The 26,058-nt window shown below is 59.4% G+C and carries 21 protein-coding genes; 13 read left to right on the top strand and 8 right to left on the bottom strand.

Annotation, left to right across the window (positions count from 1 at the left end; translation table 11 throughout):
* The first annotated feature begins 5 nt into the window (after positions 1–5).
* Positions 6–1,388 carry a cysteine--tRNA ligase gene (cysS, locus tag ACYZTZ_RS17740; protein WP_461999188.1) on the top strand — a complete coding sequence of 461 codons (1,383 nt, stop codon included), beginning with the start codon at positions 6–8 and terminating at the stop codon, positions 1,386–1,388.
* A 393-nt stretch (positions 1,389–1,781) separates the two neighbouring features.
* Positions 1,782–2,999: an MFS transporter gene (locus tag ACYZTZ_RS17735; RefSeq protein ID WP_461999187.1), complete on the top strand. Its 1,218-nt coding sequence runs from the start codon at positions 1,782–1,784 to the stop codon at positions 2,997–2,999.
* A gap of 177 nt (positions 3,000–3,176) precedes the next feature.
* Here the strand turns inward: ACYZTZ_RS17735 and ACYZTZ_RS17730 are convergent, their stop codons facing one another.
* A complete protein-coding gene (locus ACYZTZ_RS17730) occupies positions 3,177–5,012 on the bottom strand; it encodes a sigma-54-dependent Fis family transcriptional regulator (protein ID WP_461999186.1) in 1,836 nt (611 codons plus the stop codon).
* A gap of 271 nt (positions 5,013–5,283) precedes the next feature.
* Between ACYZTZ_RS17730 and ACYZTZ_RS17725 the strand changes: the two genes are divergently transcribed.
* The 6 genes from ACYZTZ_RS17725 to ACYZTZ_RS17700 are packed head-to-tail and all read left to right on the top strand — an operon-like array spanning position 5,284 to position 11,220.
* On the top strand, positions 5,284–6,378 hold the full coding sequence (locus ACYZTZ_RS17725) for an ABC transporter ATP-binding protein (RefSeq protein ID WP_046047475.1): 1,095 nt from the start codon (positions 5,284–5,286) through the stop codon (positions 6,376–6,378).
* Entirely contained in the window at positions 6,378–7,469 is a 1,092-nt protein-coding gene (locus ACYZTZ_RS17720; protein ID WP_461999185.1) for an ABC transporter ATP-binding protein, read from the top strand. Before ACYZTZ_RS17725 ends, ACYZTZ_RS17720 begins: the two co-directional genes overlap by 1 nt.
* Before the next feature lie 2 nt (positions 7,470–7,471).
* Entirely contained in the window at positions 7,472–8,338 is an 867-nt protein-coding gene (locus ACYZTZ_RS17715; protein ID WP_046047473.1) for a carbohydrate ABC transporter permease, read from the top strand.
* A gap of 8 nt (positions 8,339–8,346) precedes the next feature.
* On the top strand, positions 8,347–9,147 hold the full coding sequence (locus tag ACYZTZ_RS17710; RefSeq protein ID WP_007896138.1) for a carbohydrate ABC transporter permease: 801 nt from the start codon (positions 8,347–8,349) through the stop codon (positions 9,145–9,147).
* A gap of 10 nt (positions 9,148–9,157) precedes the next feature.
* Complete coding sequence (locus ACYZTZ_RS17705; RefSeq protein WP_008146061.1) at positions 9,158–9,430, top strand: DUF2160 domain-containing protein; 273 nt, start codon at positions 9,158–9,160, stop codon at positions 9,428–9,430.
* 47 nt (positions 9,431–9,477) lie between these two features.
* Positions 9,478–11,220, top strand: a complete 1,743-nt coding sequence (locus ACYZTZ_RS17700; RefSeq protein ID WP_461999184.1) for an ABC transporter substrate-binding protein — start codon at positions 9,478–9,480, stop codon at positions 11,218–11,220.
* A gap of 176 nt (positions 11,221–11,396) precedes the next feature.
* Here ACYZTZ_RS17700 and ACYZTZ_RS17695 read toward each other — a convergent pair whose 3' ends face one another.
* The 4 genes from ACYZTZ_RS17695 to ACYZTZ_RS17680 form a co-directional block, all read right to left on the bottom strand.
* Positions 11,397–11,711: a helix-turn-helix domain-containing protein gene (locus tag ACYZTZ_RS17695; RefSeq protein ID WP_095128978.1), complete on the bottom strand. Its 315-nt coding sequence runs from the start codon at positions 11,709–11,711 to the stop codon at positions 11,397–11,399.
* Positions 11,701–12,051, bottom strand: a complete 351-nt coding sequence (locus ACYZTZ_RS17690) for a toxin (RefSeq protein WP_462000688.1) — start codon at positions 12,049–12,051, stop codon at positions 11,701–11,703. Before ACYZTZ_RS17690 ends, ACYZTZ_RS17695 begins: the two co-directional genes overlap by 11 nt.
* 83 nt (positions 12,052–12,134) lie before the next feature.
* A complete protein-coding gene (locus ACYZTZ_RS17685) occupies positions 12,135–13,592 on the bottom strand; it encodes a heavy metal sensor histidine kinase (protein WP_461999183.1) in 1,458 nt (485 codons plus the stop codon).
* Positions 13,589–14,263 (bottom strand): heavy metal response regulator transcription factor, encoded by a 675-nt coding sequence (locus ACYZTZ_RS17680; protein ID WP_461999182.1) that lies wholly within the window; start codon positions 14,261–14,263, stop codon positions 13,589–13,591. Before ACYZTZ_RS17680 ends, ACYZTZ_RS17685 begins: the two co-directional genes overlap by 4 nt.
* 467 nt (positions 14,264–14,730) lie before the next feature.
* On the opposite strand from ACYZTZ_RS17680, the gene ACYZTZ_RS17675 reads away from it, so the two are divergent.
* The 5 genes from ACYZTZ_RS17675 (at position 14,731) to ACYZTZ_RS17655 (ending at position 21,226) form a co-directional block, all read left to right on the top strand.
* Complete coding sequence (locus ACYZTZ_RS17675) at positions 14,731–15,990, top strand: TolC family protein (protein WP_461999181.1); 1,260 nt, start codon at positions 14,731–14,733, stop codon at positions 15,988–15,990.
* A 49-nt stretch (positions 15,991–16,039) separates the two neighbouring features.
* Entirely contained in the window at positions 16,040–17,233 is a 1,194-nt protein-coding gene (locus tag ACYZTZ_RS17670) for an efflux RND transporter periplasmic adaptor subunit (protein ID WP_461999180.1), read from the top strand.
* Positions 17,234–17,272: 39 nt separating this feature from the next.
* Entirely contained in the window at positions 17,273–20,425 is a 3,153-nt protein-coding gene (locus ACYZTZ_RS17665) for a CusA/CzcA family heavy metal efflux RND transporter (RefSeq protein ID WP_461999179.1), read from the top strand.
* A 200-nt stretch (positions 20,426–20,625) separates the two neighbouring features.
* Entirely contained in the window at positions 20,626–20,826 is a 201-nt protein-coding gene (locus ACYZTZ_RS17660) for a co-regulatory protein PtrA N-terminal domain-containing protein (RefSeq protein ID WP_461999178.1), read from the top strand.
* Between the two features lie 67 nt (positions 20,827–20,893).
* Positions 20,894–21,226 carry a DUF2790 domain-containing protein gene (locus ACYZTZ_RS17655; protein WP_461999177.1) on the top strand — a complete coding sequence of 111 codons (333 nt, stop codon included), beginning with the start codon at positions 20,894–20,896 and terminating at the stop codon, positions 21,224–21,226.
* A gap of 148 nt (positions 21,227–21,374) precedes the next feature.
* Here ACYZTZ_RS17655 and ACYZTZ_RS17650 read toward each other — a convergent pair whose 3' ends face one another.
* The 3 genes from ACYZTZ_RS17650 to nuoM all read right to left on the bottom strand — a co-directional run bounded on the left by ACYZTZ_RS17650 (position 21,375) and on the right by nuoM (position 26,028).
* Positions 21,375–22,700, bottom strand: a complete 1,326-nt coding sequence (locus ACYZTZ_RS17650) for an OprD family porin (protein WP_461999176.1) — start codon at positions 22,698–22,700, stop codon at positions 21,375–21,377.
* A 324-nt stretch (positions 22,701–23,024) separates the two neighbouring features.
* On the bottom strand, positions 23,025–24,488 hold the full coding sequence (nuoN, locus tag ACYZTZ_RS17645; RefSeq protein WP_461999175.1) for an NADH-quinone oxidoreductase subunit NuoN: 1,464 nt from the start codon (positions 24,486–24,488) through the stop codon (positions 23,025–23,027).
* Positions 24,489–24,495: 7 nt separating this feature from the next.
* On the bottom strand, positions 24,496–26,028 hold the full coding sequence (gene nuoM, locus ACYZTZ_RS17640) for an NADH-quinone oxidoreductase subunit M (protein WP_461999174.1): 1,533 nt from the start codon (positions 26,026–26,028) through the stop codon (positions 24,496–24,498).
* Between the last annotated feature and the right edge of the window lie 30 nt (positions 26,029–26,058).

Genomic DNA, 26,058 nt, shown 5'->3' with positions numbered 1-26,058 from the left:
CTAAAGTGCTTACGATCTACAACACGCTCACCAAGAGCAAAGAAGTCTTCAAGCCGCTGGATGGCAACAAGGTGCGCATGTACGTCTGCGGGATGACCGTGTACGACTACTGCCACCTGGGCCACGGCCGCAGCATGGTCGCGTTTGACCTGGTGACCCGCTGGTTGCGGTTCAGCGGCTACGATCTGACTTACGTGCGCAACATCACCGACATCGACGACAAGATCATCAATCGGGCCAACGAGAACGGCGAGTCGTTCGAAGCGTTGACCGAGCGCATGATCGCGGCGATGCACGAAGACGAAGCGCGCCTGAACATCAAGAAGCCGGACATGGAACCGCGCGCCACCGGGCATATCCCTGGTATGCACGCGATGATCCAGACGTTGATCGACAAGGGCTACGCCTACGCTCCGGGCAATGGCGACGTGTATTACCGCGTCGCCAAGTTCATGGGCTACGGCAAGCTGTCGCGCAAGAAGATTGAAGACTTGCGCATCGGCGCGCGGATCGAAGTCGACGAGTCGAAGCAGGACCCGCTGGACTTCGTCCTCTGGAAAGGCGTCAAGCCGGGCGAGCCGAGCTGGCCTTCGCCTTGGGGCGACGGTCGGCCGGGCTGGCACATCGAGTGCTCGGTGATGTCCACCTGCTGCCTCGGCGAGACGTTCGACATTCATGGCGGCGGCAGCGACCTCGAGTTCCCGCACCATGAAAACGAAATCGCCCAGAGCGAAGCGGCCACCGGCAAGACCTACGCCAATGCGTGGATGCATTGCGGCATGATTCGCATCAATGGCGAGAAGATGTCCAAGTCCTTGAACAACTTCTTCACTATTCGCGACGTGTTGGAAAAGTACCACCCGGAAGTCGTGCGTTACCTGCTGGTGTCGAGCCACTACCGCAGCGCGATCAACTATTCGGAAGACAACCTCAAGGACGCCAAAGGCGCACTCGAGCGTTTCTACCATGCGTTGAAAGGCCTGCCGAGCGTGGCACCGGCCGGTGGCGAAGCTTTTGTCGAGCGTTTCACTCAGGTGATGAACGACGACTTCGGTACGCCGGAAGCCTGCGCGGTGCTGTTCGAGATGGTTCGCGAGATCAACCGTCTGCGCGAGAGTGATCTCGATGCGGCGGCGGGTCTGGCGGCGCGCTTGAAGGAATTGGCTAGCGTGCTGGGTGTGTTGCAGCTTGAGGCTGATGACTTCTTGCAGGCCGGCGCTGAAGGGCGGGTTGATGCGACGGAGGTTGATGCGCTGATTGCCGCGCGTCTGGCGGCTCGTGCTGGTAAAGACTGGGCCGAATCCGACCGTATCCGCGACCAGCTCACCGCCATGGGCGTGGTGCTGGAAGACGGGAAGGGCGGCACGACCTGGCGTCTGGCTGACTGATCGCTGCGTTTGTTACAAACAAAACCCGCCTTGTGCGGGTTTTTGTTTGGGCGCGAAAAGAGCCCCTAACACCTCTCCCAAAGGGAGAGGTGACCGATTGGGGGATGCTCAAGAGATACGCCGACCTGAACGATTTTTAGCGAATCCATAATCAACTCGATGTTTCAGGTCGATGTACAACGCGAGACACCTCGGTCGGCCCCCTCTACCTCCGGGAGAGGGCTGGGGTGAGGGCAACGCTTTGCGTCGGCTGCACGGTAAAGGCAGTCATCAAAACCAAAGCCTGTGGTTGCTTTTGCGGTGCGCGTAGGTCTTGATGTCTGACGCTGCCAACCTTGGCGGCGGCGCATGCAGCGGGATGCTGATCGGCGACGATTATGGAATGGAGACATCATGGCTAATCACTATCGCGAGCTTCTAACGACCCCCGGTGCCACGGGGTTAGTGCTCGCGAGTTCTATTGCGCGGTTGCCGCAGGCAATGATCGGCATTGGCATCATCACCATGCTGGTGCAGCAAACCGGTGTTTACTGGCTGGCCGGCGCAGTCGCCGGTACGTTTACCTTGGCCAATGCGCTGATCGGCCCGCATATCTCGAAACTGGTTGATCAGCGTGGCCAGAGTCGCGTGCTGCCCGTCGTGACGGCTGTCAGCATTGGCATGTTGCTGGCGCTGATCATCGCCGTCTACTTGCGCGCTCCAGCCGCGTTGCTTTTTGTTCTGGCTGCACTGGCGGGGACGATGCCGAGCATGCCGTCGATGATCCGGGCTCGATGGACACAGTTGTTCCGTGGCAAGCCGCAACTGCACACGGCGTTCTCTCTGGATACGGTCCTGACCGAACTCGCTTACATCGTCGGCCCGCCACTGGCGATCGGTTTGAGCGTGAGCTTTTTCGCCGAAGCCGGGCCGCTTGTAGCGGTTGGGTTGCTGGCCGTCGGGGTCACGGCTTTTCTCCTGCAACGCCAGACTGAACCTAAAGTTGTCGTGGGCAATAAGAGCCATACGGGGTCAACCCTGCTTATTCCCGGCGTCCGCACCATCGTGCTCGCGCTGTTGGCGATGGGGGCAATCGGCGGATCAATCGATGTCGCCGTCGTGGCCTTCGCCAATGCGCAAGGCTGGCCAGCATCTGCGACCTTCATCCTCGCAGCCTATGCGCTCGGCTCACTGATTGCGGGCCTGACGTTCGGTGCATTGAGGGTTTCCCTGCTGATAGAAAAACAGTTCTTGATCGGGATATTAGTGACGGCAGTCACAGGCGTATTGCCTGTTTTCTCACCGGGCGTTTATTTCCTGTCAGCGATGCTGTTTATCGCCGGCATATCGTTTGCGCCAACGATGGTCGTGGTCATGAAGCTGGGGACAATCATCATCCCTCCGTCGAGGATCACCGAAGGGCTGACATGGATGACCACCGGCATCAGCATCGGCGTAGCGCTTGGAGGCATGCTTGCGGGGCTGGTCATTGACGCTTATGGCGCACGAGCTGGGTTCGGGGTGGCGATTGGCGCAGGTTTGATGATGGTGGTGGTCGTGCTGGCTGGCGTGCGCACTCTGGGGGCTGCGTCAGCTGCGCATGTTGAGCCAGCCTTTTCGCTCTCACCCTAACCCTCTCCCCCAGGAGAGGGGACTGATTCGGGGATGCTCAAGAGATACACCGACCTGAACGATTTGTGCCTAATCCATAATCAACTCAGTTTTTCAGGTCGATGTAGAACGCCAGACACCTCGGTCGGCTCCCTCTACCTCCGGGAGAGGGCTGAGGTGAGGGGAAAGGAGGTTCATTCAACCTTCAATCTGACGCAACCGCTTGTAGAGGGTATTGCGGCTCACCCCGAGCCTGCGCGCCAAATGGGAGATATTCCCCCCGGCCGCTTGCAACTGCCGATTCAAATCCTCGGCATCATTCAAATCCACCGACAACGGCTCCGGCAAATCCACCGGCTCCATCTCCAGATCGACAAAAAAATCATCCGGTAAATGCTCCGGCCGCACCGGTTGTTCCTCGGCCATGGCCAGCGCCACCTGCATCACACTGCTGACCTGCCTTAAATTCCCCGGCCACGGGTGGCGCCCGAACAGCTCCAACACTTCGCGACTCAATCCCGCCCATTGGCTCGGTTCGCGGTGCTGTTCCCACAGACGTTTGAACAAGGCCTCTTTATCACTGCGTTCTCTTAACGGCGGCAGTTCCAGGGTCAAACCACCAATCCGGTAATACAAATCCTCGCGGAAGCGCCCCAACTGAACCTGTTCGCGCAACGAGCGGTTGGTCGCCGAAATAATCCGTATATCCACCGGGAACAACTCGCTGCTGCCCACCGGTTGCACGCAACGCTCCTGCAACACTCGCAGCAGTCGAGCCTGAGTCGGCAACGGCATATCACCGATTTCATCAAGGAACAGGGTGCCTTTGTCAGCCTTGCGGATCAGCCCGATGCTGCCTTTCTGGTTGGCACCGGTGAACGCACCTTTCTCGTAGCCAAACAGTTCGGATTCCACCAGTTCGGCGGGGATCGCCGCACAGTTGACGGCAATGAAGGGTTTTTTGCTCCGCGAACTGGCCTGATGCAGGGCTTTGACGAAGACTTCCTTGCCGACCCCGGTTTCGCCGTGGATCAACAACGGAATGTCTTTTTCCAGCAACCGCTCGGCCTGGCGCACGGCTTTTTCCACGCGGCTGTCACCGAAATGCAGGGTGTTGAGGCTGATCGCTTCGGACGCTGCCACCACCGGCTCGGCAAAGACGCGCGGCTGAATGGGCATTTGTTTCGGCCGCTTCAACAGGCACTGGAAGCGGTTGCGTCCCGAGGTTTGCAAGGCGAAGGGCAGGCCGTCCGGTTGGTTCAGCAACTCCAGCAGCGAAACCTTGAACAGGCTTTCGACACTGACCCGCGACAGGCTGATCCCCAGCAGATTGTCGGCCCGGCGGTTAGCGGACAGCACCTGACCGGTTTCATCAAAGATCAGCAGCCCGGCCCACTGGCTGTCGAGGTTGTTCAGTCCGGTGTTGAAGGTCAGCTGGAAATGCTGGCCGTGGAACAGGTTGAGGATCAGCCGGTTTTCCACGGTCTGACTCATCATCTTGACCATTCCGAGGGTGTGGGACGGCGGCAGGTAGCTGTCGCTGGACACATCCAGCACCGCGATGACCTTGCGTTCGGCATCGAAAATCGGTGCGGCGGAACCGGTCATGAATCGATTGGCCTTGAGGAAATGTTCATCGTGCTCGATGTGCACCGCCTGCTCGCAGGCCAGGGCGGTGCCGATCGCATTGGTGCCGCTGCAGCGTTCCATCCAGCTGGCACCGGCGCTGAAACCGCGGGTCAGGTTCGGCTCGATAAAACGCTGGGTGCCCCAGGACGTCAGCACCTGGCCCTGATTGTCGGCGAGCATGATCAGGCAGTTGGAGTTGCTGAGGATGTTCTCGTAATACGGCAGGACTTCCTGGTGAGTGGTTTGCACCAGTGAGTGCTGGCTCTCCAGCAATTGCGCAATGCCCTCGGCCGGCAGCTGATCGAACGCCGGGGCGCTCTGATGATTGAGGCCGAACGCGCGGCAACGGGACCAGGAGTCCTGGATGATGGCGTCGTGGGAGAGCGGCAAGGCGGGTGCGGCCATGGTCGGCAGTCTCTGAAAATGCTTTGTTGTTTTTGTTATGCGCTCGTCTTTGCGAGCCAAAAGCATCCGTAGAGTGTTGTTCACTATTGTTCATTGTCAACGGTTGGATTGTTCAATTGTTCAGTCGCGGTTGTTCATTTCTGTTCAGCAACGAACGCGATTTTCCGTCCACTTCAAGGATTCTCAAGCCGGATCAACGGCTTGCATTTTCTGGCACGAATGTCGCTCTGTAGCTCCGGTCGCTTGACTCCAATAATAAAAAGGCCGAGCCATGTCATTAACCCTGGAGCACGTCAGCCGCACCGTCGAGGGCCAGACCTGGATCGACGATGCGTGCCTTAGTTTCGAAGCCGGATCCTTCAACGTTTTGCTCGGGCGTACGCTGTCCGGCAAAACCAGTCTCATGCGCTTGATGGCCGGTCTGGACAAGCCCGACAGCGGTCGCATCCTGATGAACGGCGTCGACGTTACCCAGCGCCCGGTGCGGTTGCGCAACGTGTCGATGGTCTATCAGCAGTTCATCAACTACCCGACCATGACGGTGTTCGAGAACATCGCCTCGCCCTTGCGCCAGGGCGGCGTTTCCAATGAGCTGATCCAGAGCAAAGTGCTGGAAACCGCGAAGATGTTGCGCATCGAGAAATTCCTCCAGCGCCATCCGCTTGAACTCTCCGGCGGTCAGCAACAGCGCACGGCGATGGCCCGGGCGCTGGTCAAGGATGCCGAACTGATCCTGTTCGATGAGCCGCTGGTGAACCTCGACTACAAACTGCGCGAAGAATTGCGGCAGGAAATGCGCGAGCTGTTCAAGGCTCGCCACACCATCGCCATCTACGCCACCACCGAACCCAACGAAGCCCTGGCGCTGGGCGGCACCACCACCATTCTTCACGAAGGTCGGGTGATTCAGAGCGGCAAGTCTTCCGAGGTGTATCACCAGCCGCAAACCGTGCTGGCGGCGGAGCTGTTCTCCGAGCCGCCGATCAATCTGATGCCGGGGCGTATCGCCGGCAACGAAGTCAGCTTCGCCAATTTCGTGCACTTCCCGCTGAACGTCGATCTGCGCCCGGTGGGCGAGGGCGAGTTCCGCTTTGGCGTACGACCCAGCCATATTTCGCTGGTGCCGAGCAACGACGATGACCTGGAACTGGCGGTGACCGTGGAGGTGGCCGAGATCAGCGGGTCGGAAACCTTCCTCCATGTGCGCAACGAGCATTTTCTGTTGGTGCTGCACTTGCCCGGCGTTCACGAATACGACGTCGATGCGCCGATTCGTATCTATATCCCGACCCATAAACTGTTTGTCTTCGATATGCAGGGGCGGCTGGTCCAGGCGCCCGGTCGCCGTATCGCGAGGGTTGCCTGATGGCCGAAATCCGTTTGCAGCACCTTGCCCACAGTTACACCCGCACGCCGACCGGCCCCGAGGATTATGCGATTCGCGAGATGGACCACGTCTGGGAGCAGGGCGGTGCTTATGCCTTGCTCGGGCCATCGGGCTGCGGTAAGTCGACCTTGCTCAACATCATTTCCGGATTGCTCAGTCCGTCTCAGGGCCAAGTGCTGTTTGACGGCAAAGTGGTCAACGACCTGACCCCGGAGAAGCGCAACATCGCCCAGGTTTTCCAGTTTCCGGTGGTCTACGACACCATGACGGTGTTCGACAACCTGGCCTTCCCGCTGCGCAATCAGGGCATGGCCGAGGCGAAAATTCACAGCAAGGTGCAGGAAATCGCCGAAGTCCTCGACCTCCAGACGCTGCTGAGCAAGAAGGCGCGCAACCTCACCGCCGATGAAAAGCAGAAAGTCTCCATGGGCCGTGGGCTGGTGCGCGATGACGTGTCAGCGATCCTGTTCGATGAACCTCTGACGGTGATCGACCCGCACTTGAAGTGGAAGCTGAGGCGCAAGCTCAAGCAGATCCACGAGCAGTTCAACATCACCATGGTCTACGTCACCCACGATCAGCTGGAGGCCTCGACCTTCGCCGACAAGATCGCGGTGATGTACGGCGGGCAGATTGTGCAATTCGGTACGCCGCGAGAACTGTTCGAGCGGCCGAGCCACACCTTTGTCGGCTATTTCATCGGCAGTCCGGGAATGAACCTGATCGAGGTGCAGCCGCAGCCAGGCGGTGTCGTTTTCGCCTCGACTCATTTGCCGCTTTCCGATCCTCAGCAGAAACGCGTTGCCGAGTCCGAGTGGAAAACCCTGAAGGTCGGCATCCGTCCAGAGTTCGTGCATGTGTGGGACGAGCCGTTTGATGAGGCGATGCAGGCACAGGTCGTACACGTCGAAGACCTTGGCACCTACAAGATCATGACCCTGAACCTCGACGGCGCGCCTTTGAAAGTGCGCCTGGCCGAAGACAAGCCAGTGCCTGAGGGAACCGCCTACATCAGCTTCCCGGCGCAATGGTTGATGGTGTATGCCGACGAATACCTCCTGGAGACGTAGCCATGAACAAGGTGCAGAACAACAAGGCCTGGTGGCTGGTGTTGCCGGTGTTTTTGCTGGTGGCGTTCAGTGCGGTGATCCCGATGATGACGGTGGTCAACTACTCGGTGCAGGACATCTTCGACCAGTCCAGCCGCTACTTCGTCGGCGCCGACTGGTACAAGCAAGTGCTGCTCGATCCGCGCCTGCATGACTCTTTACTGCGTCAGTTCATTTACTCCGGCTGTGTGCTGCTGATCGAAATCCCGCTGGGCATCGCCATCGCCCTGACCATGCCGATCAAAGGCCGCTGGTCATCGCTGGTGCTGATCATCCTGGCGATTCCGTTGCTGATTCCGTGGAACGTGGTGGGGACGATCTGGCAGATCTTCGGTCGGGCCGACATTGGATTGCTCGGCGCCAGCCTCAAGGCCATGGGCCTGAACTACAACTACGCGGCCAACACCATGGACGCTTGGGTCACGGTGCTGGTGATGGACGTCTGGCACTGGACGTCGTTGGTGGCGCTGTTGTGTTTTTCGGGGCTGCGGGCGATTCCGGACGTGTACTACCAGGCGGCGCGGATTGATCGGGCATCGGCCTGGGCGGTTTTCCGACACATCCAGTTGCCCAAGCTCAAGAGCGTGCTGTTGATCGCGGTGATGTTGCGGTTCATGGACAGTTTCATGATCTACACCGAGCCGTTTGTGCTGACCGGTGGTGGTCCGGGGAATGCCACGACCTTCTTGAGTCAGACCTTGACCCAGATGGCGGTAGGGCAATTCGACCTCGGCCCGGCGGCGGCTTTCTCGCTGGTGTACTTCCTGATCATCCTGTTGGTGTCCTGGCTGTTCTATACGGCCATGACTCACTCTGACGCCAACCGCTGAGGTCTGCCATGAGTAAAAGAAAGCTCATTCCACTGCTGATCTACATCCTGTTCCTGCTGGTGCCGATCTACTGGCTGCTGAACATGTCCTTCAAGAGCAACACCGAAATCCTCGGCGGCCTGACGTTGTTTCCGCAGGATTTCACCTTCGCCAACTACAAGGTGATCTTCACCGATCCGAGTTGGTACACCGGTTACCTCAACTCGCTGTACTACGTGAGCCTGAACACGGTGATTTCGCTGAGCGTGGCATTGCCGGCCGCGTATGCGTTCTCGCGCTATCGGTTCCTCGGTGACAAGCACCTGTTCTTCTGGCTCCTGACCAATCGCATGGCACCGCCGGCGGTGTTTTTGCTGCCGTTCTTCCAGCTGTATTCCTCGATCGGTTTGTTCGATACGCACATCGCCGTCGCGTTGGCTCATTGCCTGTTTAACGTGCCGTTGGCGGTGTGGATCCTTGAAGGATTCATGTCTGGCGTTCCGAAGGAGATCGACGAAACGGCCTACATCGACGGCTACAGTTTCCCCAAGTTCTTCGTGAAAATTTTCGTGCCGCTGATTGGCTCCGGGATCGGCGTGACGGCGTTTTTCTGCTTCATGTTTTCCTGGGTCGAACTGCTGCTGGCGCGGACGCTGACGTCGGTCAACGCCAAACCGATTGCGGCGGTGATGACGCGCACGGTCTCGGCGTCAGGCATCGACTGGGGCGTGCTGGCGGCGGCGGGGGTGTTGACCATCCTGCCGGGCATGCTGGTGATCTGGTTTGTTCGCAACCACGTGGCCAAGGGCTTTGCCCTGGGCCGGGTCTGAGGAGCTGATGATGGAATGGATGAGTTGGACCGGCCCTACGGCGGCGTTCTTCAGCGTCATTGCCTTGATCCTGGTGGGCATGACGACCTGGGAATTGCGTTCGCCGAGCATTCTCCGGCGTGGTTTGTTGCCGATTGCCACCACCCGTGGCGATCGGTTGTTTATCGGTCTTCTCGGCAGCGCCTACCTGCATTTGCTGGTAATCGGCGTCACCGACTGGAGCATCTGGGTGGCGTTCGCGTTGTCCCTGGTGTGGCTGTTGGCTGTGATGCGTTGGGGCTAGTCGAATCGCTCGGCAAAGTTGCTCCGAAACCCTAAAAGGAGGTCTCTATGTTCGACAAAAACAATAAGCTGCGACATAGCGTTTCATTGGCAGCCATGCTGGCACTCAGCGGGTTGAGCGCTGCAGCCTGGGCCGATGCCTATGAAGACGCCGCCAAGAAATGGATTGGCAGCGAATTCAAACCGTCCACCCTGACGGCCGATCAACAGCTCGCAGAATTGAAGTGGTTTATCAAGGCGGCCGAACCGTTTCGCGGGATGGACATCAAGGTGGTCTCGGAAACCCTGACCACTCACGAGTATGAGTCGAAAGTGCTGGCCAAAGCCTTTACCGAGATCACCGGGATTAAAGTGACCCACGACCTGCTGCAAGAAGGCGACGTGGTGGAGAAGCTGCAGACCGTGATGCAATCGGACAAGAGCATCTATGACGGTTGGGTCAATGACTCTGACTTGATCGGCACACACTTCCGTTACGGCAAGACCGAAGCGATCACTGACTTGATGGCCAATGAAGGTAAAAACTTCACCTCGCCGACCCTGGACCTCAAGGACTTCATTGGTCTTTCCTTCACCACCGCTCCCGATGGCAAGCTTTATCAATTGCCTGATCAACAGTTCGCCAACCTGTACTGGTTCCGCGCCGACTGGTTCGAGCGCCCGGACCTGAAAGCCAAGTTCAAGGAAAAGTACGGTTACGAGTTGGGCGTACCGGTGAACTGGTCGGCCTATGAAGACATTGCCAAATTCTTCAGCGAAGACGTCAAGGAAATCGACGGCAAGCGGGTCTACGGGCACATGGACTACGGCAAGAAGGACCCGTCCCTGGGCTGGCGTTTCACCGACGCCTGGTTCTCCATGGCGGGTGGCGGCGATAAGGGCTTGCCTAACGGTTTGCCGGTGGACGAGTGGGGTATCCGTGTCGAGGATTGCCACCCGGTCGGCTCCAGCGTAACCCGTGGCGGCGACACCAACGGCCCGGCGGCGGTGTTTGCCACCACGAAATACGTCGATTGGCTCAAGGCTTACGCGCCACCGGAAGCGGCGGGCATGACCTTCTCCGAATCCGGTCCCGTACCTTCCCAGGGCAACATCGCCCAGCAGATCTTCTGGTACACCGCGTTCACGGCCGACATGACCAAACCGGGCCTGCCGGTGGTCAACGCCGATGGCACGCCGAAATGGCGCATGGCGCCATCGCCGCGCGGTCCGTATTGGGAAGAGGGCATGAAGCTGGGGTATCAGGACGTGGGTTCGTGGACGTTCATGAAGTCCACGCCTGAGAAACAGAAACTGGCTGCCTGGCTCTATGCGCAATTCGTGACCTCGAAAACCGTGTCGCTGAAGAAAACCATCGTTGGCCTGACCCCGATCCGCGAGTCGGACATCAACTCGCAAGCCATGACCGACCTGGCACCGAAGCTCGGTGGCCTGGTCGAGTTCTATCGCAGCCCGGCCCGTGTGCAATGGACTCCGACCGGGACCAACGTGCCGGATTATCCGCGTCTGGCGCAATTGTGGTGGAGCCACATCGCCGAAGCCGCCAGCGGCGACAAAACCCCGCAACAGGCGCTCGATGGTCTGGCCAAGGATCAGGACGCGATCATGACCCGTCTGGAACGCTCCAAGGCCCAGGCCACTTGTGCGCCGAAAATGAACCCGGAACGCGACGCGCAATACTGGTTCGATCAACCGGGCGCACCGAAGCCGAAACTGGCCAACGAGAAGCCCAAGGGTGAAACCGTGAGCTACAACGAACTGCTGAAATCGTGGGCGGATGCGCGTAAGTAAACAGCTGGACTTTGAAAGGCGAACGGCACCGTAAGGTGCCGTTTTCTTTTGTGCCAGAGAGGGCCCCTTCGCGAGCAAGCCCGCTCCCACATTTGACCGCATTCCCTTGGGCAAACTCGGTCCCCTGTGGGAGCGAGCCTGCTCGCGATGGCGTCATTGAAAACGCAGAGAGCACTTCAGGTCAGCGCCGCCAGTTGTTGAACCGTCTCCGGAAAGCGCTCAACCAGCCGGATCAACGTTGTCGCCTGAGCATTAGGTTTCGCTCGTCCTTGCTCCCAGTTTTCCAGCGTCCGGGTATTCGTACGCAAATACATCGCGAATACCGAACGGGAAAGGTTGAGTTGTTGGCGTATGGCTACCACTTCCTCGGCAGTGATTGGTACCAGTTTTGGCAGTTTGACCTTGTGGCTCCGCAGCGTGACCTTACCTTGGCGCTCGTCGGCCAAGGCTTCGAGGCCCTCCATCAGTTCGGAAAAAATGTCACGTTTCATAGTGAGTTCTCGTATTGATTTCTCTATCCAGCGTTTGTCTGAAAAGTTTTTTCTGGGCAGGCGTCAGGTCGTCTTGCTCATTTTCGCTGTACACCGTGAACAGCAAGAATTGATCGAAACCTGACCACCAGTAATAAATCACCCGTAATCCGCTGCGCTTGCCTTTGCCTCGTCGCTGGTCGGAGAAGCGGACTTTGCGCAAACCGCCCGTACCTTCCACGAGATCGCCCGCTTCCGGGTTTTTCAGCAGCTCCAGTTGAAAGCTGCGAAACAGTTCGTCGTCCAGGTAGTCATTTCTGTGCTTTTGAAATGCGGGTAATTCGATAAAAAGAGCGTCCATGTTCTGTACGTTACCTGCGTATATTTCTATCACAAGAATCGAATAGGTCAAGGTTTCTGTTCCTGCCGAATTCGGTCAAGTCATTACGTTAAAGTCGAAGGCAGGATCGGGATGTAGGACGCGGCTGATTCACCCGCGAGGCGATTCTGGATATCGGGGAAAACCAGTCTGAACACGGTCATCGCACCGGGCAGGCTTTCAACTTCGGCCACCCCCTGATGCAAGCTCATGATCGAGCGCACGATGGCCAGGCCCAGTCCGGTGCTGCCCTGCGAGCGGGAGCGGCTGCTGTCGACGCGGTAAAAGCGGTCGAATAGATGCGGCAGATGCTGTGCTTCGATGCCCGCGCCGGGGTTGCTGACCCGCAGCGAAACCTGAGTCGCCTCTTGCTCAATGTGTAGCGAAACCGTTTGCCCAAACGGGCAGTGACGCAGGGCGTTGGACAGCAGGTTCGATATTGCCCGTTGAATCATCAAGCGGTCGCCCAGTACGCGTGCGCTGCCGGTCACGCTCAGGCTTATGCGCTTGTCTTGAGCCGACAAGGAAAACAGGTCGGCCACCTTTTCGGCTTCTTCTTCCAGGGTGACCGACTCGAAGGACGTGAGCGCTGCCGGGTGACTGGCCTGCGCCAGAAACAGCATGTCCGAGACAATCCGCGCGACACGCTCCAGTTCTTCGGTGCAAGACACCAAAACGTTTTTGTACGCCTCGCCCGTGCGTTCCCGGGACAGCGTCACCTGTGCCTTGCCCATCAAATTGTTGATCGGCGTGCGCAGTTCATGGGCCAGGTCATCGGAGAATTGCGATAACTGCTGCACGCCATTGTCGAGGCGATCCAGCATGAAGTTGATCCCCTGGGCCAGTTCACTGAGTTCCTGGGGCATGTCGAGCACCGACAGCCGATGGCCGAGGTCTTGCGTCGAGACCATCGCCGCCACTTTGCGAAACTCGCGCAGCGGCCTCAGCCCCCGCTGTACGGCGGCCCAGGCACTGAGGCCGATGAAGATCAGCAGCAACGGCAAAGCAATCAGTGTCGAGCGCAGATAGGCGTTGAGCAACGCCTGATTGTGGGCATCGTCCATCGACAGCAGCACCGGGACGCGGGTGCCGTCCTTGATGCGGATCAACCGAGAGGCGGTCAGGTAGCGCTTGTCTTGATCGTCGGTGCTGCCCGAGAACGCCAGTTGTTCGTTGGCGGCCAGCGCTGCCTTGCGCTCAAGACGCGGGTCGACCATGCCGGAGCCGGATTTCAACAGCGGCGTACGCAAGTTGGCGCGGTCATAAATCGTCAGGGTGAGGTTGTCATGGCCCATGACCTGATCGAGCAGAATGTGCGGCGCCGAACGAATTTCTGCGGAATCGGCGTACAGCGACAGGCTGTGTTCCACCTGTTCCATCTTCTGCGCCAGGCTGTCCCTGGATAACGCGTTCAGTTCATGGGTCAGGGCAAAGAACGCCAATACAGCCAGGAACACCACCAGCACCGCCCCCAGGATACTGACGGTCAGGCCCAGGCGCAGCGACAGGCTGGCCGGCTTCAATCCCGCGCCTCCAGTACATAGCCGACACCGCGCAGGGTATGGATCAGTTTGCTGTCGAACGGGTCGTCGATCTTGGCGCGCAAACGCCGGATCGACACTTCGACCACGTTGGTGTCGCAATCGAAGTTCATGTCCCACACCAGTGAAATGATCTGGGTGCGGGTGAGCACCTCGCCGGACTGTCGCATCAGCAGATGCAGCAGGGCGAACTCCTTGGTGGTCAGGTCGATGCGCTGCTCGCCGCGAAAGGCGCGATGGCGCCCCGGATCGAGTTCCAGGTCGGCGACTTTGAGCACCTGCGGCACCGGGATGTTTTCGCTGCGGCGCATCAGCGTGCGCACCCGCGCCAACAATTCGGGGAACTCGAACGGTTTGACCAGATAATCATCGGCGCCCAGATCCAGACCACGAATCTTGTCGGCCAGACGACCGCGCGCAGTGAGCATCATCACTCGGGTGGAATGGGTGCGACGCAATTGTTCCAGGACTCCCCAGCCATCGAGTTCCGGCAGGTTCACATCCAGAATCACCAGGTCATACGCCTGCTGTTGCGCCAGATGCAGTCCATCGGCGCCGGTGGCCGCGTGGTCAACGATATAACCACTTTCTGTCAGTCCCTGATGCAAGTATTCGGCAGCTTTAAGCTCGTCCTCGACGACAAGGATTCGCATGATCTATCACCACTTTTATTTAATGGATATTTAATTAAGGTGGCCGGGAAAGTTGTTGTTTTTGTAGGGGCTTCCGGACGGATTTGAATAACGACTAGAGGCTGTGAGCTCCTGGTTTCCTACAGAGATTTCCCTGTGTGATGGCGGACAAGGTAAAGGCTGTAGTGGCTACAGGGTCAACTGAAATGCTGGGTCTTGAGCCCTTAAAGTGGCGATCTGCGACAGCCTGTCGCAGCGGGCAAGCCCGAATGCCCATGCGCCGCATTCAGGCAAGTGCTGTTTGGCAGATAACTACCGTGTATTTGTTTCCATGTATTGCTATGTCGCCTTTCGCACTTCGCATCCTAAATCAAAACAACTTCCACAAACCGTGGATAACGGATTTGTAATGTTCCAGTCACCTTGCCGATAAGTTCAAAACCCTACCGTGGCGGCATCAAAGATTCTTGAATAAAGGAAGTCTTCCATTGCCCGGTTTAAAAGAACTGACGGCGCGATCACGCCTGAAAAAAACAGCGAGGACAGTGACGGCCAGCGTTGTGTTGCTGGCCGGCACGGGTCTTGTGCATGCATCGACCCTGACCCTCGATCAAGCCCTGCAAACGGCATTCGCCGGTAACCCGGATCTGGCGGCTGCGCAGTGGGAAATTGGCATCGCCGAGGGTGAGCGCAAACAGGCCGGTCTGATCCCCAACCCCGAAGTGTCGTGGGAGGCCGAAGACACCCGCCGCGATTCGCGAACCACCACGGTGAGGCTCAGCCAACCGATCGAACTGGGCGGTAAACGCGGCGCACGGATCGACGTCGCCAGCCGCGCGCAGGACGCCGCCGGGATCGAATGGGAGCGCAAGCGCAATGCCTTGCGCGCTGATGTGATTCAGGCGTTCAACAGCGCCCAGACCGCGCAACAACGCTTGCAGTTGTCGCGCCAGTCGCTGCAACTCGCCGAACACGGTTTGCGCGTCGCCCAAGGGCGCATCGAGGCCGGTCAATCATCGCCAGTCGAAGGCACCCGTGCGCAAGTGCAACGCTCCGAAGTGCGCCTGGAACTGAGCCGCGCCGAACGCGATCAGGCCAACGCCTATCAGCAATTGGCGCAGGTCATGGGCTCACCGTTGCCAACCTCGACCACCGTGCAAGCGGCCACGCAAAGCATGCCCAGCGTGCCACCGCCGACCCGATTGCTTGAGCGCCTGAACGAGACCGCCGAGTTGCGTCTGGCCAAATTGCAGATCGATCAGCGCGAAGCCTCATTGGGTCTGGAAAAATCGCAACGCATTCCCGACCTGACCGTAAGCATTGGCAGCCAATACAGTGAAACCGAGCGCGAGCGGGTCAACGTGGTCGGGCTGTCGATGCCGATTCCGCTGTTCAATCGCAATCAGGGCAATGTGCTGGCGGCGGCGCGGCGCACCGATCAGGCGCGGGATCTGCGCAACGCCACCGAGCTGCGTTTACGCACGCAAATCAAGACCACCCTTGAGCAATGGCAGACCGCCAACGGCGAAGTCGAAGCGTTCAACCAGACCATCCTGCCCGCCGCGCAAAGTGCGGTCGACAGCGCCACGCGCGGCTTCGAAATGGGCAAGTTCGGATTCCTCGACGTGCTCGACGCCCAACGCACCCTGATCAGCGCGCGCAGCCGATACATCCAGGCCGTCAGCGAGACGACGGATGCGCGAGTACGCATCGAACGCATCTTCGGCGACCTCTCCGTCAGCCCTTGAATTTCATCTTTCAGATCACTGCGCGATGGCATGGCGCAGAGGAGTTTCCATGGAAAAAAAACTGATCGTGGTTGCTGCGGCGACGTTGGCGCTGGGCATTGGAATTGGCTCGATGTGGCCGGGCAATGCGTCCATCGACGCTCACGCCGATGAAGCGGCGGAACACGCCGATCACGCTGAAGAAGGCGCAGCAGCCGACGGTGAACATACAGAAGAAGGGCACTTGGAGTTGAGCACCGAACAGATCACAGCGGCAGGCATTCAACTGGTCGAAGCGCGGGCGCAGAACATCAGCCTCGGCTTGCCGTTCCCCGGCGAAGTGCGCTTTGACGAAGACCGCACCGCGCACGTGGTGCCGCGTGTGCCCGGCGTGGTCGAGTCGGTGTCGGTCAATCTCGGGCAGTCGGTGAAGAAGGGCCAGTTGCTGGCGGTGATCGCCAGTCAGCAGATCTCCGATCAGCGCAGCGAACAGGCTGCCGCACAGCGTCGCCTGACCTTGGCGCACACCACCTACGAACGCGAGAAAAAACTGTGGCAGGACAGGATCTCCGCCGAGCAGGATTTCCTTCAGGCACGTCAAGCATTGGAAGAAGCCGAAATTTCCCTGACCAATGCCCGGCAAAAGATCAGCGTGCTCAGTGGCAGCGTGGTCGCCACCGGCGGCAATCGCTATGAACTGCGCGCGCCGTTCGACGGCGTGGTGGTGGAGAAACACCTGACGCCGGGGGAAGTGGTCGATGAAACCACGGCGGCTTTTACGCTCTCCGACCTGTCGCGGGTGTGGGTGACGTTCGGCGTTTCGCCCAAGGATCTGAACAAGGTGCAAGTGGGCAAACCGGTCACCGTCAGCGCCCCGGAACTCAATGCCGAAGTCGCCGACACCGTGGCCTACGTAGGCAGTTTGCTCGGCGAACAGACCCGCACTGCAACGGTTCGCGTGACACTGGAAAATCCGCAAGGCTCGTGGCGCCCCGGCCTGTTCGTCACCGCGCTGGTGGCTATCGACAGTCGCCAAGCCAAGGTCGCCGTACCTGAAACCGCGATCCAGACCGTCGAGGACAAGCCCACGGTGTTCGTGCGCACCGACGACGGCTTCAAGGCGCAACCGGTGGAACTGGGCAGTCGCGCGGCCGGTTTGGTGGAAGTCACCCAAGGGCTGGAACCGGGCGTGCAAGTCGCCAGTGCCGGCAGCTTCGTCCTCAAATCGGAATTGGGCAAAGCCTCAGCTGAGCACTCTCACTGAAGACTCCCACTGATCCGCCCCCTCGACGAGAAGGTCCTCATGTTCGAACGCCTGATTCAGTTTGCCATCGAGCAGCGCATCATCGTGCTGCTCGCCGTTCTCCTCATGGCCGGCCTCGGCATCGCCAGTTATCAAAAGCTGCCGATCGACGCCGTGCCGGACATCACCAACGTCCAGGTGCAAATCAACACCGGCGCGGCCGGGTTCTCGCCGCTGGAAACCGAGCAGCGCATCACCTTCCCGATTGAAACTGCCATGGCCGGTCTGCCGGCGCTGGAGCAGACCCGCTCGCTGTCGCGTTCGGGGCTGTCGCAGGTCACGGTGATTTTCAAGGACGGCACCGATCTGTTCTTCGCCCGGCAATTGGTCAACGAGCGTTTGCAGATCGCCAAGGAGCAATTGCCCGAGGGCGCGGAAGCGCTGATGGGGCCGATTTCCACTGGGCTTGGCGAGATTTTCCTGTGGACGGTGGAGGCGCAGGACGGTGCGCTCAAGGACGACGGCACCGCCTACACGCCGACTGACCTGCGGGTGATTCAAGACTGGATCATCAAGCCGCAATTGCGCAACGTGCCCGGTGTGGCCGAAATCAACACCATCGGCGGATTCGCCAAGGAATACCAGATCGCCCCCGATCCGAAACGGCTGGCGGCGTACAAGCTGACCCTCACCGATCTGGTCACGGCGCTGGAGCGCAACAACGCCAACGTCGGCGCCGGTTACATCGAGCGCAGCGGCGAGCAGTTGCTGATTCGTGCGCCCGGCCAGGTGGCGAGCGTCGAGGACATCGCCAACATCGTCATGGCCAATGTCGACGGTACGCCGATCCGGGTGAAGAACGTCGCGACCGTGGACATCGGCCGCGAACTGCGTACCGGTGCCGCCACCGAGAACGGTCGCGAAGTGGTGCTTGGCACAGTGTTCATGCTGATCGGCGAAAACAGCCGAACGGTCTCCCAGGCAGTGGCTACCAGGCTTGAACAGATCAACCGCTCCCTGCCCAAAGGTGTGATCGCGGTTCCGGTGTATGACCGCACACACCTGGTGGACAAGGCCATCGCCACGGTGAAAAAGAACCTGGTGGAAGGCGCGATTCTGGTCATCGCGATTCTGTTCCTGTTTCTGGGCAACATCCGCGCGGCGTTGATCACCGCCATGGTGATTCCGCTGTCGATGCTGTTCACCTTCACCGGCATGTTCAGCAACAAAGTCAGCGCCAACCTGATGAGCCTCGGCGCACTGGACTTCGGGATCATCGTTGACGGTGCGGTGGTGATTGTCGAAAACACCCTGCGGCGTCTGGCTCATGCGCAGCAGCATCACGGGCGATTGCTGACCCGTTCCGAACGTTTTCACGAGGTATTCGCGGCGGCAAAAGAAGCGCGGCGGCCGCTGATTTTCGGCCAGTTGATCATCATGGTCGTGTACCTGCCGATCTTCGCCCTGAGCGGTGTCGAAGGGAAAATGTTCCACCCGATGGCCTTCACCGTGGTCATCGCACTGCTCGGTGCGATGCTCTTGTCCGTGACCTTCGTCCCGGCGGCCATTGCGCTGTTTGTCACCGGCAAGGTCAAGGAAGAGGAAGGCGTGGTCATGCGTGGCGCACGTCAGGTGTATGCGCCGGCGCTGGCCTGGGTGATGTCCCATCGAGCAGTGGCCGTGGGCACGGCGCTCGGGGTGATTGTGCTCAGTGGTGTGCTGACCAGCCGAATGGGCAGCGAGTTTGTGCCGAGCCTCAGCGAGGGCGATTTTGCCTTGCAAGCCTTGCGCGTGCCGGGCACTAGTCTGACCCAATCGGTGGATATGCAGCAGCGTCTGGAAACGTTAATTATCAACAAAGTGCCCGAAGTCGAGCGCGTGTTCGCCCGCACCGGCACCGCTGAAATCGCCTCCGACCCGATGCCGCCGAACATCTCCGACAGCTACGTGATGCTCAAGCCGAAGGAGCAGTGGCCGGATCCGGGCAAGTCCCGTGAAACGCTGATGGCCGAACTGCAACAAGCCGCCGCGACGCTGCCGGGCAGCAACTATGAACTGTCGCAGCCGATCCAGTTGCGCTTCAACGAACTGATCTCCGGCGTGCGCAGCGATGTAGCGGTCAAGGTGTTCGGCGATGACATGGAGGTGCTCAACGCCACGGCGGCGAAGATTGCCGCCGCCCTGCAGAAGGTTAACGGCGCGTCCGAGGTCAAGGTCGAGCAAACCACCGGCCTGCCGGTGCTGACCATCAACATCGACCGCGACAAGGCTGCGCGTTACGGGCTCAACGTCGGCGATGTGCAGGACACCATTGCGGTGGCGGTCGGCGGGCGTCAGGCCGGGACACTGTATGAAGGCGATCGGCGTTTCGACATGGTGGTGCGTCTGTCCGATGCCATGCGCAAGGACATCGAAGGCTTGTCGGCGCTGTTGATTCCGGTGCCGGCGCCCCTGAATGGCGCTGCCGATCAGATTGGCTTCATCGCCCTCAACGACGTCGCCAGCCTTGATCTGGTGCTCGGGCCGAATCAGGTCAGCCGCGAAAACGGCAAGCGCCTGGTAATTGTCAGCGCCAACGTGCGTGGGCGGGATATTGGCTCCTTCGTTAAAGAGGCCGCAGAGGTGATCGAGCGCGATGTGCAGGTGCCGGCGGGTTACTGGACCCGTTGGGGCGGGCAGTTCGAGCAGTTGCAGTCGGCGGCCAAACGCTTGCAGATCGTGGTGCCGGTGGCTTTGTTGCTGGTGTTCGGGCTGCTATTCATGATGTTCAACAACCTCAAGGACGGCTTGCTGGTATTCACCGGGATTCCGTTTGCCTTGACTGGCGGCGTCATGGCGTTGTGGCTGAGGGACATTCCGCTGTCGATCTCGGCGGGCGTCGGTTTCATCGCGCTGTCGGGGGTGGCGGTGCTTAACGGGTTGGTGATGATTGCGTTTATCCGCAATTTGCGGGAGGAGGGGCGCTCACTCAGTGATGCGATCAACGAGGGCGCGCTAACGCGTCTACGTCCGGTGTTGATGACGGCGCTTGTGGCGTCCCTGGGCTTCATTCCGATGGCCCTGGCAACCGGCACAGGTGCGGAAGTGCAGCGTCCGCTGGCAACGGTGGTGATCGGCGGGATCCTATCCTCGACCATCCTGACGCTGCTGATATTGCCGGCGTTGTATCAGTTGGCGCACCGACGCGACGAAGACGCAGCTTCAACTAAGTAGGTGATCCCCCTGTGGGAGCGGGCTTGCTCGCGAAAGGGTCAGCACATTCAACATCATTGTTGTCTGACCCGGCGCCTTCGCGAGCAAGCCCGCTCCCACATGTTTTTGCCACATAACGGATATGTAATCTCCACGCCACCGTCACGAAAGGTTCGGATTGTTACCTTGATCCCGTTAGTTAATTAAACGAGGAATCAAACATGAAACTTGTACAACTGAGTGCATTTGCGGTGGCGTTGGTGATGACTTCTGTTGTTTTGGCTGAAGGTGGCGGCGACAGGGCGTTCGAAAGAATGATGGCGGCGAGTGACCGCTCGGTGGAGCTATATGCGACCAAAGAAAAGGCGCGCGACCCAGTCGTCGTCAATGAAAAGAAGGACGACAACACCAAAGACTTGTAAGCGTGTCGCACTTGAACAAGCCCGTCGTCGAGTCCCGATGCCGGGCTTTTTTATGAAGGTATTGAACATGAAAATTATCAAGTTGATGACGTTCGCCGGTGTGATGGCGATGTCCCTGAATGTGCTGGCTGAAGGGGGGGGCGACCGGACGTTCGAGAGAGCGCTCAGTGCCAACACTAAAGCCATGGAGCAATACGCGGCCAACCAGGGCAAACCGGCGCCGGTGGTCAAGGATTATGAATACGGGATGAAGCTGGACGTGGTGAAAGTGGTGAGTGTTGTGCGCCCGCAAGTTGCCTGCGCTGTAGTTCCCACCGCAATGACCTACGAAGACTCGAAGGGCCAACTCAACACCATCAAATACACCGTGGCGGGCGATTGCCTCAATCGCGGCGGCTGACACCAATTCCCCTGTGGAGCTGCCGAAGGCTGCTCCTGCAGTGCTCAATCTACAGGCATAAAAAAGGCGCCCCGAAGGACGCCAAAAGATTCACCTCTTACCAAAGGAGCAAGGAGCTTCTAAAGGTGAGTTTGCATCAACCGTGAAGTCAGAGAATCGCCAGCGGATACTCGATAATCACCCGCACTTCATCCAGATCCGACTCAAATGCCGTGGCGCGGGTTGTGGCCTGACGCAGGCGCAACGACATGTCCTTCAGCGAGCCGCTCTGCACCACGTATTTGACTTCGATGTCGCGCTCCCAGCGTTTCTGATCGGTCAGCGGGTTGCCGTCGGCATCGCGGCGCATGTACACGGAGTTGGCACTGGAATAGTCGGCGTCGGTGCCGCGGGCGTAACGGGTCATGAACGACAAACCCGGCACGCCATAGCTGCTCATGTCGAGGTCGTAACGCACCATCCACGAACGTTCCTTGGGCGAGTTGAAGTCGCTGTACTGGATGGAGTTGTCGAGGAAGATCGAGTCGGACTGGCGCAGGTAGTCGAAGTCGTCGTTGCCGTTGTTGCGCTGGTGCGATAACGCAACGGAGTGGGCACCGAGTTTTACCCCGACCCGGCCGCTCCAGATGTTGTTGTCGAACTTGCCCAGCAGTTGTTTGCCTTCGTCGACCGCCTTGTAATAGTTCAGGCCACCGAACAGCGACAGGTCATCCGACAGTGGGTAAGTCCACGCGGTGCCGGCGTAGTACTGATTCCAGGCATCCTTGAGGCGACTGGAATACAGGCTGAAACTGAGGTTTTTGTTCAGCGTGTAGTCGCCACCGAAATAGCCTACCCACGGCGAGTTGACCGGGCCGGCATAGAAGGTCGCGAAGTTCTCGCGCATGTCGCTGGACACCGGTTGGCTCATCGCATGCAGGCGACCGCCCTGTACCGACAGACCTTCGATACTGGTGTTGGTGGCCGTGACACCCCGGAAGCTTTCCGGCAACAGTCGGGAGTCACCCGCCGCAACCACCGGATTGGCGGGGAACACATCGCCGACCTTCACCACCGTATCGAACGCCCGCACCTTGGCGGCGCCACCGACCTTGGTGTATTCGTCCCGCGCCTGGCCATCACTGTCGACCGGCAGCACATCAAACGAACTACGGCCACCGTTGCGCCCGTCACCGGTATCAAGCTTCAAACCGATCATCGCAAACGCATCGACACCGACTCCGACGGTGCCCTGTGTAAACCCGGATTCGAACTTGCTGATGACCGCATGGGCCCAGGCCTCGGAATAACCATTGCCGGTGGGGCTGGACTGGCCGTCACGGTGATCACGATTGAAGTAGAAGTTGCGGTTGAGCACCGTCAGGCTGCTGCCCTCGATAAACCCTTCGGCTTTATCATCCGCCATCACCATGGACGGCCCGGAACCGACCACCACCGCTAAAGCGGCCATCGACATTTTTGAATTGTTAACCATCAATCACTCCTTGGGTTCGGCAGAACAGGAACGTACGTCGGCGTGGTTTTATTGTTCGACGGACAAGGGCCCGCCGGCATTGGTCGCCGGGTGACATCGTTGCAAGCTGCGGATAACGCCAAGGTGATGGGGGAATTACAATTTCGTCATGTGGGGCGAGCCCCAAGTACAGCGAATCCTTGTAGGAGTGAGCCTGCTCGCGATGGCGGAGTGTCAGGCAATGAAGATGTTGATTGTGCCGACGCCATCGCGAGCAGGCTCGCCACAAAAAAAACGGCACCCGAAGGTGCCGTTTCTGTTTTCTACCGAGTGTCGCTTAAGCAATCAACCCGCCAGACCCGCCTGCTGAACCAGGACCAGCAATGGCTGCGGATACAGCCCAAGGAAGAACGCCAGTGCAGCGATCGCCAGCAGCATCACGCCGCCTGCACGTTGTTCCCAGTGCAGTTGCGCATCGTGGCGACGCAGGTTCGGTTCGATCAGGAACAGAGTGACCATCACACGCAGGTAGTAGAAAACGCCGATGGCGCTGCCCAGTACCAGGGAGCCGACCAGCCACCACTGATGCGACTCGACGCCGGTTGCGATGATGTAGAACTTGCCGATGAAGCCCGCGGTCAGCGGGATGCCGGCCAGGGACAGCATCATCACGGTCAGTACGGCGGTCAGGTACGGACGGCGCCAGAACAGGCCGCGGTATTCGTACAGGGCATCCGCGTCACGGCCGTTGTACGGCGAGGACATCAGCGTGATCACGCCGAACGCGCCGAGGCTGGTGATCACGTAGGTGACCAGGTACACGCCGATGGCTTCCACGGCCAGACCCTTGCTCGCCACCAGGGCGATCAGCAGGTAACCGAAGTGAGCGATGGACGAGTAACCCAGCAGACGCTTGAGGTTGCTCTGGGTCAGTGCCAGCAGGTTACCGAACAGGATCGACGCGATGGCGATGATGGTCAGCACGTCGCTCAGTACACCGCTGCTCGCCGCGGGCGAGATCTGGAACAGACGCACCATCACAGCGAACACAGCGACTTTCGAAGCGGTGGCCAGGAACGCGGCCACCGGTGCCGGAGCACCTTCGTAAACGTCCGGGGTCCAGAGGTGGAACGGTACCAGCGACAGCTTGAACGCCAGACCAATCAGCATCATGCCCAGGCCCAGTTGCGCCAGCGAGCTTGGCAGACCAGTAGCCGCCAGCGCCTGGCCGATACCGACGAAGCTCAGGCTACCCGAATCGGCGTAGAGCAGTGCCATACCGAACAACAGGAACGCGGAACCGGCGGCCGACAGCACCATGTACTTGATACCGGCTTCCAGCGAACGCTTGTTGAAGAAGGCATACGCCACCAGACCGTAGACCGGTACCGAGAGCAGTTCCAGACCGACGAACAACCCGGCCAGGTGCTGCGCGCTGACCAGCACCAGGCCACCGGCGGCGGCCATCAGGATCAGCAGGTAAAGTTCTTCACGGTTGCCCGGGTAACCCGAACCGCCATCGCCGAGGTAGGCGTGGGCGAGGGTCACACAAGCGAGGGTGGCGACCAGGATCAGCGCCATGTACAAGCAAGCGAAGCTATCGATTTGCAGCAGCGGGGTCACGGCCAATGGCGCGACTTTCAAGGCTGGCAGGATCGACAGCAACGCCAGGTTCAGACCCGCCACGGAAATCAGGAAGGTCTGCGAGTGGTTGCGGCGCCAGGCGATCGCCAGCATCACCACGATGATCGTGGCGCTGGTGATCAACAACGGCGCTAGCGCGATAAAGTGTTGAGTCGTGAATTCCATAGCGCTCTTACCGGGCCGAAGCGAGTTGAGTGAAGGCGGTGCCGAGCCACTGCTGCACGCCATGCATCGTCGCGGCAGAGGTGTCGAGGAACGGCTGCGGGTACACGCCGATGAAAATCAGCAACGCTGCCAGACCGACCACCATGATCAGTTCGCGACCGTCCATGCCATGCATCACCGCGTCCGATTTGGACGCGCCGAAGTAGGCACGGTGGATCATGATCAGCGAGTAGACCGAACCGAACACCAGGCCGGACGTCGCGATGATAGTGATCCATGGGGCGGCAGGGAACGTGCCGATCAGGATCAGGAATTCGCCGACGAAGTTACCGGTCGCTGGCAAGCCCAGAGAGGCCGCCGCGAAGAACAGGCTGACGCCTGGCAGGTAGGCGATCTTCGACCACAGGCCACCCATCTCACGCATGTCGCGAGTGTGAGTGCGCTCGTAGAGCTGGCCACACAGGATAAAGAGTGCCGCGGCCGACAGGCCGTGCGCGAGCATCTGCATCACCGCGCCCTGCAGCGCCAGTTGGCTGCCGGAGTAGATGCCGATCAGCACGAAGCCCATGTGCGAAACGCTGGAGTACGCGACCAGACGCTTGATGTCAGTTTGCGCGAACGCCAGGAACGCACCGTAGAAGATCCCGATCAGACCGAGGGTCATGGCGAACGGCGCGAACTCGGCCGAGGCATTCGGGAACAGCGGCAGGGCGAAACGCAGCAGACCGTAAGCAGCCGTTTTCAACAAGATACCGGCCAGGTCGACCGAACCCGCTGTTGGCGCCTGGGCGTGAGCGTCAGGCAACCAGGAGTGGAACGGCACCACTGGCAGCTTCACCGCGAAAGCGATGAAGAAGCCGAGCATCAGGATGTACTCGGTGGTCAGCGACATCTTGGTTTTCAACAGGTCGGCGTAGTTGAAGGTAATCACGCCGGTGTCGTTGAAGTTGACCAGGACCAGACCCAGGATCGCCACCAACATGATCAGGCCGGACGCCTGAGTGAAGATGAAGAACTTGGTCGCCGCGTAGATCCGGGTTTTCTTGCCGTCCGAAGAACTGTGACCCCAGAGCGCGATGAGGAAGTACATCGGCACCAGCATCATTTCCCAGAAGAAGAAGAACATGAATAGGTCGAGGGCAAGGAACACGCCGACGACACCGCCCAGGATCCACATCAGGTTCAGGTGGAAGAAGCCAACATGACGTTGAATCTCTTTCCACGAACACAGTACCGAGAGAACACCCAGCAAACCGGTCAGCATGATCATCAGCAGCGACAGGCCGTCGAGGGCCAGGTGCACGCTGATGCCGAAACGCTGGATCCAGACATGCTTGAACTCAAGCACCCAGGTCGGGTCGGCGCCAGGCGCCGGGGCAAGTGAATAGTCACCGTTAGCCCACAGCCAGAGGCCGAGGGAGAGCAACAGGGACATGGTGATCAGCGCAATCCAGCGGGGGAGGGTAGCGCCGAAGCGCTCACCCATCCAGCACAGCAGGCCGCCGATGAAGGGGATCAGGATTAGCCAAGGCAGAATCATGACGGGCTCAATTCCTTTCGCAAGTTCGCA

Source organism: Pseudomonas sp. LB3P58 (assembly GCF_054897895.1).
Note: the sequence above shows the minus strand (reverse complement) of the source record. Positions and strands in the feature narration are given on the sequence as shown.

What these genes read in the sequence shown, in the direction of transcription:
- ACYZTZ_RS17735 (WP_461999187.1), top strand. Translation starts at nt 1,782, where the DNA reads ATGGCTAATCACTATCGCGAGCTTCTAACGACCCCCGGTGCCACGGGG.
- ACYZTZ_RS17730 (WP_461999186.1), bottom strand. Translation starts at nt 5,012, where the DNA reads ATGGCCGCACCCGCCTTGCCGCTCTCCCACGACGCCATCATCCAGGAC.
- ACYZTZ_RS17725 (WP_046047475.1), top strand. Translation starts at nt 5,284, where the DNA reads ATGTCATTAACCCTGGAGCACGTCAGCCGCACCGTCGAGGGCCAGACC.
- ACYZTZ_RS17720 (WP_461999185.1), top strand. Translation starts at nt 6,378, where the DNA reads ATGGCCGAAATCCGTTTGCAGCACCTTGCCCACAGTTACACCCGCACG.
- ACYZTZ_RS17715 (WP_046047473.1), top strand. Translation starts at nt 7,472, where the DNA reads ATGAACAAGGTGCAGAACAACAAGGCCTGGTGGCTGGTGTTGCCGGTG.
- ACYZTZ_RS17710 (WP_007896138.1), top strand. Translation starts at nt 8,347, where the DNA reads ATGAGTAAAAGAAAGCTCATTCCACTGCTGATCTACATCCTGTTCCTG.
- ACYZTZ_RS17705 (WP_008146061.1), top strand. Translation starts at nt 9,158, where the DNA reads ATGGAATGGATGAGTTGGACCGGCCCTACGGCGGCGTTCTTCAGCGTC.
- ACYZTZ_RS17700 (WP_461999184.1), top strand. Translation starts at nt 9,478, where the DNA reads ATGTTCGACAAAAACAATAAGCTGCGACATAGCGTTTCATTGGCAGCC.
- ACYZTZ_RS17695 (WP_095128978.1), bottom strand. Translation starts at nt 11,711, where the DNA reads ATGAAACGTGACATTTTTTCCGAACTGATGGAGGGCCTCGAAGCCTTG.
- ACYZTZ_RS17690 (WP_462000688.1), bottom strand. Translation starts at nt 12,051, where the DNA reads ATGGACGCTCTTTTTATCGAATTACCCGCATTTCAAAAGCACAGAAAT.
- ACYZTZ_RS17680 (WP_461999182.1), bottom strand. Translation starts at nt 14,263, where the DNA reads ATGCGAATCCTTGTCGTCGAGGACGAGCTTAAAGCTGCCGAATACTTG.
- ACYZTZ_RS17670 (WP_461999180.1), top strand. Translation starts at nt 16,040, where the DNA reads ATGGAAAAAAAACTGATCGTGGTTGCTGCGGCGACGTTGGCGCTGGGC.
- ACYZTZ_RS17665 (WP_461999179.1), top strand. Translation starts at nt 17,273, where the DNA reads ATGTTCGAACGCCTGATTCAGTTTGCCATCGAGCAGCGCATCATCGTG.
- ACYZTZ_RS17660 (WP_461999178.1), top strand. Translation starts at nt 20,626, where the DNA reads ATGAAACTTGTACAACTGAGTGCATTTGCGGTGGCGTTGGTGATGACT.
- ACYZTZ_RS17655 (WP_461999177.1), top strand. Translation starts at nt 20,894, where the DNA reads ATGAAAATTATCAAGTTGATGACGTTCGCCGGTGTGATGGCGATGTCC.
- ACYZTZ_RS17650 (WP_461999176.1), bottom strand. Translation starts at nt 22,700, where the DNA reads ATGGTTAACAATTCAAAAATGTCGATGGCCGCTTTAGCGGTGGTGGTC.
- nuoN (WP_461999175.1), bottom strand. Translation starts at nt 24,488, where the DNA reads ATGGAATTCACGACTCAACACTTTATCGCGCTAGCGCCGTTGTTGATC.
- nuoM (WP_461999174.1), bottom strand. Translation starts at nt 26,028, where the DNA reads ATGATTCTGCCTTGGCTAATCCTGATCCCCTTCATCGGCGGCCTGCTG.